The 13375-nt window shown below is 76.1% G+C and carries 13 protein-coding genes; 9 read left to right on the top strand and 4 right to left on the bottom strand.

The genetic code is table 11. From position 1 onward, the window contains the following. Nucleotides 1–44: 44 nt before the first annotated feature. A complete protein-coding gene (gene moaA, locus DQ238_RS19405) occupies nt 45–1097 on the bottom strand; it encodes a GTP 3',8-cyclase MoaA (RefSeq protein ID WP_199506460.1) in 1053 nt (350 codons plus the stop codon). A gap of 211 nt (nt 1098–1308) precedes the next feature. Between moaA and DQ238_RS19400 the strand changes: the two genes are divergently transcribed. The 3 genes from DQ238_RS19400 (at nt 1309) to DQ238_RS19390 (ending at nt 4689) form a co-directional block, all read left to right on the top strand. After that, nucleotides 1309–2559: an MFS transporter gene (locus DQ238_RS19400; RefSeq protein ID WP_113782883.1), complete on the top strand. Its 1251-nt coding sequence runs from the start codon at nt 1309–1311 to the stop codon at nt 2557–2559. Beyond that, a complete protein-coding gene (gene eis, locus DQ238_RS19395; protein ID WP_113782882.1) occupies nt 2556–3737 on the top strand; it encodes an enhanced intracellular survival protein Eis in 1182 nt (393 codons plus the stop codon). The genes DQ238_RS19400 and eis overlap by 4 nt, the downstream gene beginning before the upstream one ends. A 100-nt stretch (nt 3738–3837) precedes the next feature. Beyond that, nucleotides 3838–4689, top strand: a complete 852-nt coding sequence (locus DQ238_RS19390; protein ID WP_199506459.1) for an aldo/keto reductase — start codon at nt 3838–3840, stop codon at nt 4687–4689. Between the two features lie 139 nt (nt 4690–4828). On the opposite strand, the gene DQ238_RS19385 is transcribed toward DQ238_RS19390, so the two are convergent. Continuing rightward, on the bottom strand, nt 4829–5641 hold the full coding sequence (locus DQ238_RS19385) for a DUF3097 domain-containing protein (protein WP_113782915.1): 813 nt from the start codon (nt 5639–5641) through the stop codon (nt 4829–4831). Nucleotides 5642–5841: 200 nt separating this feature from the next. Between DQ238_RS19385 and DQ238_RS19380 the strand changes: the two genes are divergently transcribed. From DQ238_RS19380 to DQ238_RS19355, 6 genes are all read left to right on the top strand, one after another. Then, nucleotides 5842–6690: a DUF2382 domain-containing protein gene (locus tag DQ238_RS19380; protein WP_113782881.1), complete on the top strand. Its 849-nt coding sequence runs from the start codon at nt 5842–5844 to the stop codon at nt 6688–6690. Between the two features lie 112 nt (nt 6691–6802). Beyond that, nucleotides 6803–7747 (top strand): AAA family ATPase, encoded by a 945-nt coding sequence (locus tag DQ238_RS19375; RefSeq protein WP_370447527.1) that lies wholly within the window; start codon nt 6803–6805, stop codon nt 7745–7747. Between the two features lie 157 nt (nt 7748–7904). Beyond that, nucleotides 7905–8987 (top strand): VWA domain-containing protein, encoded by a 1083-nt coding sequence (locus DQ238_RS19370; RefSeq protein ID WP_113782880.1) that lies wholly within the window; start codon nt 7905–7907, stop codon nt 8985–8987. Between the two features lie 68 nt (nt 8988–9055). After that, a complete protein-coding gene (locus DQ238_RS19365) occupies nt 9056–10177 on the top strand; it encodes an XdhC/CoxI family protein (RefSeq protein ID WP_113782879.1) in 1122 nt (373 codons plus the stop codon). Between the two features lie 150 nt (nt 10178–10327). Then, a complete protein-coding gene (locus DQ238_RS19360) occupies nt 10328–10603 on the top strand; it encodes a helix-turn-helix domain-containing protein (protein WP_113782878.1) in 276 nt (91 codons plus the stop codon). Next, nucleotides 10600–11286 carry an ATP-dependent Clp protease proteolytic subunit gene (locus DQ238_RS19355; protein WP_199506458.1) on the top strand — a complete coding sequence of 229 codons (687 nt, stop codon included), beginning with the start codon at nt 10600–10602 and terminating at the stop codon, nt 11284–11286. Before DQ238_RS19360 ends, DQ238_RS19355 begins: the two co-directional genes overlap by 4 nt. Nucleotides 11287–11315: 29 nt before the next feature. Here DQ238_RS19355 and DQ238_RS19350 read toward each other — a convergent pair whose 3' ends face one another. Next, on the bottom strand, nt 11316–12320 hold the full coding sequence (locus DQ238_RS19350) for a VWA domain-containing protein (protein ID WP_233496116.1): 1005 nt from the start codon (nt 12318–12320) through the stop codon (nt 11316–11318). A 17-nt stretch (nt 12321–12337) separates the two neighbouring features. Continuing rightward, complete coding sequence (locus tag DQ238_RS19345; protein ID WP_233496115.1) at nt 12338–13267, bottom strand: MoxR family ATPase; 930 nt, start codon at nt 13265–13267, stop codon at nt 12338–12340. Between the last annotated feature and the right edge of the window lie 108 nt (nt 13268–13375).

Below are 13375 nucleotides of genomic sequence, written 5' to 3'. Positions count from 1 at the left end.
CGCTGGCAGAGCTCGCCGCGATGCCCACTCGTCGTCGGCTCACGTCAGCCGCCGATCGCCGACATCGGCCGGGACGGCTGCAGGAAGCTCGGGTCGTCGATGCCGTGCCCGGGCAGCTTGGCCAGGGTGGCGATCCGCCAGCGGTCGGCCAGCTCCTCGTCGGTGGCCCCCTCGCGCATCGACGTGCGCAGGTCGGACTCCTCGCGGGCGAACAGGCAGTTGCGGACCTGCCCGTCGGCGGTCAGCCGGGTGCGGTCGCAGGTGCCACAGAACGAGCGGGTCACCGACGCGATGACGCCGACGGTCGCCGGGCCGCCGTCCACCAGCCAGCGCTCGGCCGGCGCGGAGCCGCGCTCCGCGGTGTCCGGGGTGAGCGTGTGCGCCGCGGACAGCCGCTCGAGGATGTCCTCGGCGGTGACCATCTCGCCGCGGGTCCAGGCGTGGTGGGCGTCGAGCGGCATCTGCTCGATGAACCGCAGTTGGTAGCCGCGCTCGAGGCAGAAGTCCAGCAGCGGGACGGCGTCGACCTCGTTGATGCCGCGCAGCAGGACGGCGTTGACCTTGACCGGGGTCAGCCCGGCGGCCTGGGCGGCGGCGAGACCGGCCAGGACGTCGTCCAGCCGGTCGCGGTGGGCCAGCTGCTTGAACCGGTCGCGGTCGAGGGTGTCGAGGCTGACGTTGATCCGGTCCAGCCCGGCCTCGGCCAGCGCGGGGGCGACCCGGGCCAGGCCGATCGCGTTGGTGGTGAGGCTGACCTCCGGTCGCGGCTGCAACGCGGTGGCGGCCCGCACGATGCCGACCAGCCCGGGGCGCAGCAGCGGCTCGCCGCCGGTGAAGCGCACCTCGCGGATGCCGAGCTGCTCCACGCCGATGCGCACCAGCCGGGTGACCTCGTCGTCGGTGAGCACCTCGACCTTGGGCAGCCAGGCCAGGCCCTCGGGGGGCATGCAGTAGCTGCAGCGCAGGTTGCACCGGTCGGTCAGCGACACCCGCAGGTCGGTCGCCACCCGGCCGTGCCGGTCGACCAGCCCGCCGGTGCCGGGGACCGGGTCGGGGCGGCGCAGCACCGGGTCCGGCAGCGGGCTCGTCGTGGTCACGCTCTCGAATGTAGTGGTGGGAGCCGACCCCTCGCCGCTCTTCGGGCGGGCGACCGGGCCGCTCTTCGGGCGGGCGACCGGGCCGGTGGCGGGTCGCCGGGAACAGAACGCGGCGGCGGCGCCGGCGACGTCGTTGCTACCGTCGACGGGCCACCCGAGAGACCGGCGGGCTCACCCGCACTCGCCCGCGGCCAGGAAGAGCGACAGTCCCGTGTCCCCCCGCACCGTCTTGCGCCCCTATGCCCGCCTGTTCACCGTGCCGGGCTCGGCAGCGTTCTCCTTCGCCGGCTGGGTCGCCCGGCTGCCCATCCCGATGCTCGGCCTGGGCGCGGTGCTCCTGGTCGCCGGCGAGACCGGCAGCTACGGCCTGGCCGGCGCGGTCTCCGGCACCCTGGCGCTGAGCTTCTCCGTCGCCAGCCCCCAGTGGGCGCGGGCGATGGACCGCCGCGGGCAGGGCGTCGTCCTGCGCCGGGCGATGACCTCCTACCTCCTCTCCGGCTTGGGCTTCGTCGCGGCCGTGACCGCCGGGGCGCCGCGGTGGAGCTGGTTCGTGCTGGCCGCGGTGGTCGGCGCCAGCGGTCCCAACATCGGCTCGCTGGTGCGGGCCCGCTGGGCCGCGGCGCTGGCCGACGCCGACCGCCGGCAGACCGCGTTCGCCCTCGAGGCCGTCGTCGACGAGGTCGTCTTCGTCGTCGGCCCGCCGCTGGTGACCCTGCTGGCCACCCTCGCCGCCCCGCCCGCCGGCTTCCTCACCGGCATCGTGCTCGGCGCGGTCGGCGGCTTGTGGCTGGCCCGCCAGCGCGCGACCGAACCGGCCGTCCACCCGGTGGACGCCGCGGCGCCGGCCCGGCGGTGGGCCGCGGTCAACCTGACCGTGGTCGTCGTGGCCGTCACCTACGTCGCCGTCGGCGCCGTCTTCGGCGCGATGGACGTCGTCGTGGTCGGGTTCGCCGACGCGCAGGGCGCCCCGGCGCTCGCGGGCGTGGCGCTGGCCGTCTACGCGTTCGGCAGCCTGGTGGCCGGGCTGCTCTACGGCGTCCTCCGGCTGCCCGGGACGCTGAACGCCCGGTTCCTGGCCACCGCGGCCGCGTTCGGCCTCGCCGCCCAGCTGCTCTGGGGCGTGGGGTCGCTGGGAGTGCTGGTGGCCGCCGGCTTCGTCGCCGGGCTCACCATCGCCCCCGTGCTGGTCTCGGGGACGTCGCTGGTCGAGTCGCGGGTGCCGCGGACGGCGCTCACCGAGGCGCTGTCGTGGACGACGACCGGCCTCACGCTCGGGGTCACCGCCGGTTCCGCGCTGGCCGGGGCGGCCGTCGACGGCTGGGGCGCGCAGGCCGCGTTCGCCGTCCCGGCGCTGGCCGCGGCGCTGTCCGCCGTCGTGGCGCTGGCCGGTGCGCCGCTGCTGCGCCGTCCGGCGGCCTCCCCGGCCGGCCTGGCGGGGACGGCGACCGGGAGTGCGGCGTGACGGTGACGGTCCGTCCGCTCGACGACGGCGAGCTGCCCGCGGCGTGGGAGCTGGGCCGGGTGGCCTTCGGCGGGCCGTCCCAGGCGCCGGAGGCGGCGCTGCGCCCGCTGCCCGGGGTGCTGCGGCTGGGCGCCTTCGACGAGCGCGGACGGCTGGTCGGCAAGGCCACCGACACCGGCCACGGGCAGTGGTGGGGCGGCCGGGAGGTGGCGACGGCGGACGTCGGCGGGGTCGCCGTCCTGCCGGAGTACCGCGGCGCCGGCGTCGCCCGGGCGCTGCTCGCCGACCTGCTGGCCCGGGGCCGGGAGCGGGGCGCCGCGGTCAGCGCCCTGTTCCCGACCGTCTCGGCGGTGTACCGCGCGCTCGGCTGGGAGGTCGTCGGCGCGCTGGAGCGGGCGGACCTGGAGACCGCCGCGCTGCCCGCGACACCGGTCCCGGCGGTGCGGGTGCGCCCGGGCGACCCGGCCGACCTGGCGGGAGTCGCCGAGCTCTACGAGACGCTCGCCCGGCCGCGCAGCGGGCTGCTCACCCGGCGGGGAGGGGTCTTCGACCTGCCGCACCCGGTCCCGTGGCCGGAGGGGGTGGACGGCGTCACGGTGGTCGAGCAGGACGGCCGGCCGACCGGCGCCCTGGTCTACGAGCGCGGCACCGGGTACGGCCCCGAGGCCCGGCTGACCGCGCACGACCTGCTCGCGGTCACCCCGGAGGCTGCGCGGGCCCTGGTCGGTGTGCTGGCCGGCTGGCGCACGGTCACCCGCACGGTCCGGGTGCCGCTGCTGGCCGGCGACGCGGTGTCCGGCGTCCTGCCGCTCGAGCGGTCGCAGGCGGGCCCCGCCACGGCGTGGATGCACCGGCCGGTCGACGTCGTCCGCGCGGTGTCCGACCGCGGGTGGCCGGCGCACGTGCGGGGGCGGGTCTCCTTCGAGCTGGTCGATCCGGCAGCGCCGTGGAACGCCGGGGTCTGGGAGCTGGAGCTCGCCGACGGCGCCGGGGAGCTGCGGCGGACCGACCGCGGAGCCGGGCTGCGGCTCGACGTCCGCGGCTTCGCGCAGCTGTACTGCGGCACGACCACCGGCCGGGCCGCCGCGCTGGCCGGGCTGGTGCACGGCCCGGACGACCCGGCCGGGCTCGACCTGCTCGCGGCCGGCCCTCCGGCGCAGCTCCTCGACTACTTCTGAGCGTCGGGTTGAGCCCCGGGATGCCGGGTAGCCGGTCTGCGGCGAGCCGCGCGTCCCCCGTCGCGTGCGGCGCCCCCATCCGTCAGCGAGAGGAGCACCCGTGGCACCCGTGCCCATGACCCGGCTGAACAACGGCGTCGAGATCCCCCAGCTGGGGTTCGGCGTGTACCAGGTCCCGCCGGAGGACACCGCCGACGTCGTCGCCACCGCGCTCGAGGTCGGCTACCGGCACATCGACACCGCCGAGATGTACCGCAACGAGAAGGGCGTCGGCGAGGCCATCGCACAGGCCGGGGCCCGCTCGGGCCTCGACCGCGGCGAGGTCTTCGTGACCAGCAAGCTGAACAACGGGTACCACCGCCGCGACGACGCGCTGCGCGCCTTCGACCAGAGCCTGGCCGACCTCGGCTTCGACCACCTCGACCTGTTCCTGATCCACTGGCCCCTGCCGGGCATCGACGTCGACTACGTCGAGACCTGGAAGGCGCTGGAGGAGATCTACGCCAGCGGCCGGTGCCGCGCTATCGGCGTGTCGAACTTCAACCCGCACCACCTGCGCCGGCTGTTCGCGCAAGCCGAGGTGCGGCCGGCGGTCAACCAGATCGAGGTGCACCCCTACCTCGCGCAGGACGACGTCCGGGCGTTCGACGCCGACCACGAGATCGTCACCGAGGCCTGGTCGCCGATCGCGCAGGGCAAGGTGCTCGACGACCCGGTGGTGGTGCGGGTGGCCGAGCGCTACGGCCGGACGCCGGCGCAGGTGGTGCTGCGCTGGCACGTGCAGCGCGGTGACGTCGTCTTCCCGAAGTCGGTCTCCCGGGAGCGCATGCAGGAGAACTCCGCGCTGTTCGACTTCGAGCTCGACGGGGACGCGATGGGCGACATCTCCGCCCTCGACCGCGGCGAGCGCACCGGCCCGGACCCCGACACCTTCGACTGGACCCCCCGCTGAGCGCTGGATCCCCCGCTGAGCGCTGAGGGCAGCCTGCTGCGATCATGGAGTTCGGGGCGCGACACGCCGTCCGGAACCGGCGTGTCGCCTCCTCGACCCCGTGATCGCGGCGAGTCGTCGAGCGGGGTGGTCCGGAGGATCACGGTGTCACCGTGACGAAGTCGATGAGCTCCTCGACCCGGCCGATCAACGCGGGCTCCAGGTCGGTCCAGGCGCGCACCCGGGCGAGGATCCGCTGCGCCCAGACGTGGCCGGTGTCGTCCTCCCAGCCCAGCGCGCGGCAGACGCCCTCCTTCCACGGCTGCCCCTTCGGGACGGTCGGCCACGCCCGGATGCCCACGACGGAGGGCTTGACCGCCTGCCAGATGTCGACGAACGGGTGGCCGACGACGAGCACGTGCTCGCCGGTCACCCCTGCCGCGATCCGCGACTCCTTGGACCCCCTCACCAGGTGGTCGACCAGCACGCCGAGCCGTCGTCCGGAGGCGGGGCGGAAGTCGCGCACGATCGCCGACAGGTCGTCGACACCGTGCAGCGGCTCGACGACGACACCCTCGATGCGCAGGTCGTGACCCCAGACCTTCTCCACCAGCTCGGCGTCGTGCTTGCCCTCGACATAGACCCGCCCTCCGCGGGCCACCCGCGCCCGCGCACCCGCCACGTAGGTCGAGCCCGACGCGCTGCGGGCCGGCGCGGTCGGCGCCTGCGGCTTCGGCCGGACGAGCACGACCGGTCGCCCGTCCACCCAGAAGCCGGGGCCGAGCGGGTAGGCGCGCACGCGGCCGAAGCGGTCCTCGAGGTGGACGACGTCCTTCTCGCAGCGCACCACGGCGCCCACGAACCCCGAGCTCGGGTCCTCGACGACGAGGTCGCGCTCGGCCTCGACCTGCGGGGTGGGCTTCCTGACGGTGCGCGGGTGGACCAGGTCGTCGTACGGCGAGCGGGGAGGCACGCGGTCCAGCTTGACCACCTCGCGCGGCCGTGCCGCGGACGACGCGCCGCACCACCTCGGCTGCGGCCCGTCACCGCCCCGGCTCCGACCCGTTGCCCGATTGGATCAATCGGTGCCTCTCGCGTTTCGCCTCACCGTGGAGTGGTCACCCACGTTGCCGACTGAGTCACCACGATCCAGAAGAGGGAGTGACAGCGAGCATGATCGGCACCGACAGCATCAGCCAGGTGATCGGCAAGGACGTCCACGACCCGTCGGGCGACAAGATCGGTTCCGCATCGGAGGTGTACCTCGACGACGAGACCGGCCAGCCGGAGTGGGTGACCGTCCGCACCGGCCTGTTCGGCACCAAGGAGTCCTTCGTACCCCTCCAGGGCGCGGACCTGACCGGGGACGGCCTGCGGGTCAGCGTCACCAAGGACCAGGTCAAGGACGCCCCCCGGATCGACACCGACGGGCACCTGTCGCCGGAGGAGGAGCAGGAGCTCTACCGCTACTACGGCCTGGGCATGGGCACCAGCGGTACGCAGACCACCGGCCGCACCGACACGATGACCACCACGACCGACACCACCACGGCCGGCATGGCCGGCATGGCCACGACCGACACGGGCACGCGCGGCACCGTCGGCCGGGACACCTCCGGCCCGACCACCGACGACGCGATGACCCGCTCCGAGGAGCGGCTGCGCGTCGGTACGCAGCGCGTCGAGACCGGCCGGGCGCGGCTGCGCAAGTACGTGGTCACCGAGAACGTGACCCAGACCGTCCCGGTCACCCGCGAGGAGGTCCGTGTCGAGCGCGAGCCGATCACCGACGCCAACGTGGGCCGGGCCATGGACGGACCGGCCATCTCCGAGGAGGAGCACGAGGTCACCCTCCACGCCGAGCGCCCGGTGGTGGAGAAGGAGGTCGTGCCGGTCGAGCGGGTCCGCCTGGACACCGAGACGGTGACCGAGCAGGTCCCGGTCAACGAGACTCTGCGCAAGGAGGAGATCGAGGTCGACACCGACACCGACCCCGGCACCGGTACGACCCGGCGCAGCTGACCCGTTCGGCCCGGCAGCAGCTCCGGGTGCTCCGCGCAGCGGTGGCCGGCCGCGGACGTCGTCCGCGGCCGGCCACCTGCCGTCCGGGGGCGGACGGCCTGTTCCCGGTGGGATGCTCGGCGACGTGAGTGAGACCACGCTGCGGCCGGTGACGTCTCCGGACGGCGGCCCCAGGAACCCCGACGAGCTCGCCGCCGCTCTGGAGGACAGCGGCTACCTGCCCGACGAGGGCCTGGCGACCGCGGCCTACCTGGCGTTTGCCATGCACCGGCCGCTGTTCCTCGAGGGCGAGGCCGGGGTGGGCAAGACCGCGCTGGCGCGGGCGCTGGCCCAGGTCACCGGCCGGCCGCTGTACCGGCTGCAGTGCTACGAGGGACTGGAGGCCAGCCAGGCGCTCTACGACTGGGACTTCGGCCGCCAGCTGCTGCACCTGCGCGCCGCCGAGGCCGCGCACGCCACCGGCTCCGCCGGCTCCCCGGACGACGTGGCGACCCTCGAGGCCTCCCTCTACGACCGCCGCTTCCTGCTGGCCCGCCCGCTGCTGCAGGCGCTGGAGGACTCCCCGAGCGTGCTGCTGGTTGACGAGGTCGACCGCGCCGACGACGAGTTCGAGGCGTTCCTGCTCGAGGTCCTCTCCGACTTCACCATCTCCATCCCCGAGCTGGGCACGATCCGGGCGCAGACCCCGCCGCTGGTGGTCCTCACCTCCAACCGCACCCGCGAGGTGCACGACGCCCTCAAGCGGCGCTGCCTCTACCACTGGCTGGCCCACCCCGACTTCGACCGCGAGGTGGCCATCCTGCGCCGCCGGCTGCCCGAGGTGACCGAGCAGCTGGCCCGCGAGGTGGCCCGGGCGACCGCGAAGCTGCGCACCCTCGACCTGCTCAAGTCGCCGGGGGTCGCCGAGGCGATGGACTGGGCGACGGCGCTGCACACCCTGGGCGCCCGCGAGCTGGACCCCGACGTCGCGGCCCGCACGCTGGGCGCCGTCCTCAAGTACCGGGAGGACACCGACCGGGTGCACGCGCTGGCCCGAGGGGCGCTCTTCGGTGGCTGAGGAAGGACCTCGTCCTCCCCACCCCTCGCACGCCCGGGGCGGGACCCGGAACGAGGCTGCCCCGGGCGCGGGGAGCGACACCCCCCGTCCCGGAGCTCGTGACGCAGGTGACGCTCGCCAGGTCTCGGAGGCGCCGCGGCGGGACGTCGTCGACACGGTGCTCGGCTTCGCGCGCACCCTGCGGCACGCCGGGGTGGGCGCCTCCCCCGACCGGGTCGAGGCGATGCTGGCCGCCGTCGGGGCGCTCGACGTCCTCGATCCCAGCGACGTGTACTGGGCCGGTCGGCTGACCCTGTGCGCGGGGCCGGACGACCTGGACCGCTACGACGCCGCCTTCGCGGCCTACTTCGCCGGCGAGGCGCCGCGGCCGGCGCGCCCCGCGGGGCAGCCCGAGCAGCGGGTCGCCGCCGCGGCGCCGCTGGACGCCGGGTCGGGGGAGGGCGACGAGGGCGAGCAACCCCCGGAGACCGCCGGTCGGGCCAGCGCCGACGAGGTGCTCCGCCACCGCGACGTCGCCGAGATGACCGTCGCCGAGCGCGAGCACCTGCGCCGGCTGTTCGCGCTGCTGGTGCCGGCGTCACCGATGCGCCCCTCGCGGCGCCGCCGGCCGAGTCCGCACGGCGCCGTGCACGCCTCCCGCACCGTGCGGCGCGCCCTGCACGACGGCGGCGAGGTCACCCGTCTGCTGCACCGCCGGTCCCGGCCCCGCCCGCGCCGCGTAGTCCTGCTGGTCGACGTCTCCGGGTCGATGAGCCCCTACGCCGACGCGCTGCTGCGCTTCGCGCACGCGGCGGTGCGGGCGCACCCGGCCGCCACCGAGGTGTTCACCGTCGGCACCCGGCTGACCCGGGTGACCCGGGAGATGCGGCTGCGCGACCCGGACGAGGCGCTGGCCGCCAGCGGCGCGGCGATCCCCGACTGGTCCGGCGGCACCCGGCTGGGCGAGGTGCTCAAGGCCTTCCTCGACCGGTGGGGGCAGCGGGGCACCGCCCGCGGGGCCGTGGTGGTGGTGTGCAGCGACGGCTGGGAGCGGGGCGGCACCGAGCTGCTGGCCGAGCAGATGGCGCGGCTGCGGCGGCTGGCGCACGCGGTCGTGTGGGTCAACCCGCACAAGGGACGCACGGGCTACCAGCCGCTCACCGGCGGGATGCAGGCGGCGCTGCCCGCGGTCGACTCCTTCGTGGCCGGGCACAGCATGGCCGCGTTCGAGGAGCTCGCGGGAGTCATCGAGCGTGCCTGAGGTGTTGATGGAGGCCGAGAGCGGAGGAATCCTCGGCTCTCGGCCTCTGGTGGGGAAGGAGCCCTCCCGTGCGTGACGTGCTCGAGGACCTGGTCGGCTGGTGGCAGGCGGGGCAGACCGTCGGGATGGGGACGGTGGTCGCCACCTGGCGCTCGGCGCCCCGGCCCGCCGGCGCCTCGATGCTCGTCGGCCCCGACGGCACCGCCGTGGGCAGCGTCTCCGGTGGCTGCGTCGAGGGCGCGGTCTACGAGGAGGCCAAGGACGTCGTCGAGACCGGCGTCCCCACCCTCGAGCGCTACGGGGTCAGCGACGACGACGCCTTCGCCGTCGGGCTGACCTGCGGCGGCATCCTCGACGTCTTCGTCGAGTCGGTGTCGCGGGAGTCGTTCCCCGAGCTCGGCGAGGTCGCCGAGAGCGTCGCCGGGCACGAACCGGTCGCCGTCGCCACCTGCGTCGCCGGGCCCGCGGACCGGGTGGGCCGGCGGGTGGTGGTCTGGCCCGACCGCAGCTCCGGCACCCTCGGCCTGCAACGGCTGGACGACGCCGTCGTCGCCGACGCCCGCGGCATGCTCGCCGCCGGGCGCACCGGGATGCTGCACGTGGGCCACGACGGCGAGCGCCGCGGCGACGAGCTGTCGCTGTTCGTCAACGCCTTCGCCCCGCCGGCGCGGATGGTCGTCTTCGGCGCGATCGACTTCGCCGCCGCCGTCGCGCGCGTGGGGGCCTTCCTCGGCTACCGGGTCACCGTCTGCGACGCCCGCCCGGTGTTCGCGACGGCCAAGCGCTTCCCGGACGCGCACGAGGTGGTCGTCGAGTGGCCGCACCGCTACCTGCAGGCGGAGGTGGACGCCGGCCGGATCGACGAGCGCACCGTGCTCTGCGTGCTCACCCACGACCCGAAGTTCGACGTCCCGTTGCTGGAGGTCGCGCTGCGGCTGCCGGTCGCCTACGTCGGGGCGATGGGATCGCGGCGCACGCACGGGGAGCGCCTCGCCCGGCTGGAGGAGGCGGGGCTCTCCGAGGAGGAGCTGGCGCGGCTGTCCTCGCCGATCGGCCTGGACCTCGGCGCGCGGACGCCGGAGGAGACGGCGATCTCCATCGCGGCCGAGGTCATCGCCGGGCGGTGGGGCGGTTCGGGGGAGCGGCTGACCGGCACCGAGGGCCCCATCCACCGCACCGCCGAGCGCTGAGGGCGTCGTCCCGCCTCGGGCGGCCCGCCCCGAGGCGATCATGGGGTTGTCGCCGCTCGCGTCGGCGTGTCCGCGCGTGTCGCCTGCAACAACCCCATGATCACGGCAGAGGGGCGGCGGCCATAGCGGAGAAGCGATACCTTCTCTGCTATGCCGTCGTCGTCCGAGCCCCGCCGCAGCGCCTTCCCCGGTCTGCAGGACCTCGCCGACCGCCGGCGCGGGCTCATCGAGGAGCTGGTCCGCGCCCGCCGGGAGAGCGACCTGAGCCAGACCGAGATCGCCGCCCGCATGGGGACGTCGCAGTCGGCGGTCGCCCGCCTGGAGAGCGGGGGGCTCGACGCGCGGCTGTCCACCCTGGAGCGCTACGCGGCCGCGCTGGGCCGCACCGTCGACTGGCAGGTCCGACCGTCCGAGGAGTCCCGATGAGCCGACCCATGGGCACCTGGCCACCCGTGCCGCCCCGTCCTCCCGACCCGCCGTTCCCCCCGCGGACACCCGAGTGGCCGCGCACGCCGTGGCAGCCCGAGCCGCGCCCGCCGGCGACGACCCCGTCGTCGGCGTCGGCCGCGGTCGTCGTCGGCACGGGGGACTGGCTGGCCGAGCGGCTGCTCGAGCAGCGGGTGCTGACCCTCGCCGGCGAGCTGGACGCCGAAGCCGTCAACCGGGCGGTGGCCGAGCTGGCGCTGCTCGACGCGACCGGGGACGGACCGGTCCGCCTCCAGCTGTCCGGGGTCGGCGTCGACCTGGACGGCGCGCTCACCCTCGTCGACGCCCTCGACCTCGTGGGCGCGCCGGTGCACGCCACCTGCCTGGGCACCCTCACCGGCCCGGCGGTCGCGGTGCTCGCCGTCGCCGACCGGCGGGCCGCTGGAGCGCACGCGACGCTGCGGCTGCGCGAGCCGCGGGCGCCGCGCGGCGTGCCCGGGCACGAGGTGCAGGCCTGGGCCGACGAGCACGCCCGACAGGTGCGCCGCCTGCAGGAGCGGCTGGCCGACGCGTGCGGACGCCCGGTCGAGCAGGTCGCCGCCGACATGCGCGAAGGGAGGCTGCTCAACGCGGCGGAGGCCCGCGAGTACGGCCTGCTCGACGCGGACGAGCCGGCCCGCTGACGGGCGTCATCCCGGCGGATCTCCTCCGCTCAGCCGAGGAGGGTGCGGACGGCGGCCGGCGCCTGGGTCGGCCGCAGCAGCGGGGCGACCCGGCCGTCCCCGGCGGCGGCCAGTGCGGCGCAGTTGGCCACCGACTCCGGCTCCTCCGACAGCGACAGCACGTGCAGGTGGGCGCCGGCGCGGGCCAGCGCCGCGGCCGAGGGCAGCGGGTCGGGGCTGTCGGTCGGCAGACCGTCGGAGAGCAGCAGCACGTCGCGGGCCGCCGCGCGGGACCGGGCCAGCTGCGCGGCCGCCGTCCGCAGGCCCAGGTCGAGGTCGGTCGTCCCGCCGCCGGCGAGGTCGAACAGCCGGTCGACCACGACGTCGGTGCGCGGGTCGGCCGACAGCGGGCGCAGCACGACCGCCTGCGACCAGAACGCGACGACGGCGTACTCGTCGCCCGGCCGCATCCGCTGGGCCAGCGCCGCGGCGGTCAGGACGGCGACCGCGAGCTCGTCCCCGGCGACCGAGCCCGAGGCGTCGACGAGCAGCACGCAGGCCCGACCGGTGGCGCGCCAGCCGCGGGTGTGCAGGTGCGCCGGCTGCCAGTGCGGCTCGGCGCCCCGGGCGGCGAGGGACGCGTCGAGGTCGACGTCGCTGCCGGTGTCGTCCCGCCGGGTCACCATCCGCCGGGTGCCCGGGCGGTCGGGGACGCCGGTCCGCGGGGCGCCCACGGGCAGCCGGCAGGCCAGGGCGCGGGCGGCGGCCCGCAGCCCCGGGTCGAACGCCCGGCCCATCGCCGCCAGCAGCCGGGCGGCCGCCTCCGGGTCGCGGGCGGCGAGGTCGCTCATCGCCTGCTCGTCGAGCTCCCCGAGCTGTGGGGAGACCTGCCGGAACTCCGGGTGCGCCCGGGCCAGCTCGTCGCGGCCGGCGCGCCGCGCCGCGTTCTGCCGGAGCACCCGCTCGACGTCCTCCGGGTCCTCCACCGGCGCCGGCCGGGGCGGACGGCGTCCCGGTGGGTCGGCCAGCCCGCCCGGGCCCGGTGGCGGCGGCACCCCCGGCTCCTCGGGGGTCAGGCTTTTCCCGGCTCCTCACCCGCACTCTGCAGTTCGAGACCTGCTCTGTGCCAGATGTCGGCGACGACGTCCTCCACCGGCCGGGCCGTGCCGTCGGCGAGGGTCACCTTGCCGGTGAGCGCGGCCAGCGCGGCGTCCAGGCCGGCGGTGTCGTCGACCGGGTCGGCGGGGGACGCCGCGTCGCCGCGGACGGTGGCCAGCTCCCGGGCGATGAGCACCGTGTCGATCGCGCCGCGCACCGAGGCGCCGATGCGCAGCTCGGGGTGGTCGCGGGTGATCCGCACGGTGCGCACCGCCTGCGCGACCAGGTCGACCGGGCCGCCGGTGGCCGCGGCGACGACGGCGAGCTCGGCGTCCTCGTCCTGGTAGCCCATGGCCACCCGGCAGGAGCGGTCGTAGAGCGCGGGGGTGACCCGGGCGGTGCCGACGGCGTCGAACGGGTTCATCGCCGCGACCAGCCGGAAGGTGGGCCGGGCGGTGACCCGGCCGTAGCGGGGCACGTGCATCTCCCGCTCGGACAGGACGCCGAGCAGGACGTTCATCGTCTCCTCGGGCACCCGGTTGAACTCCTCGACGTAGAGGAGCGCGCCGTCGGTCATCGCCCGGGTGAGCGGGCCGGGCACGAAGTTCTCCGCGCGGTAGTCCTCGGTGAGCACCCGGGAGGCGTCGTGGTGGCCGACCAGCCGGGCGGGGGTGAGCTCGGCGTTGCCCTCGACCAGCACCAGGGGGACGCCGGCGCCGTCGGCCAGCGAGCGCAGCAGCGTCGTCTTCCCGGTCCCCGGCGGCCCCTCGAGCAGGACGTTGCGGCCGGCCGACAGCGCCGCGGCGACGACCTCGGCCTCCCGGAGGCGGGCGACCACCCGCTCCCGGGCGACCCGGACCATGCCGCCCACGTCCAGCCGCCGGGCGGCGGCGCTGTTGTCCACGGGTGTGCGCTCCTCGAGGGGTGGTGGGACACGCGACCGGGGCGCTCCCGTGCTGAGGACGCCCCGGCCCCGGTGACGTGCTGGAACGGCCCCCTTCCCGGGGCCCGC

Origin of the sequence: Geodermatophilus sp. TF02-6 (assembly GCF_003319115.1) — a bacterium.
GTDB lineage: Bacteria > Actinomycetota > Actinomycetes > Mycobacteriales > Geodermatophilaceae > Geodermatophilus.
The sequence above is the reverse complement of the archived record's forward strand: the minus strand, read 5'-3'. Positions and strand labels throughout refer to the sequence as shown.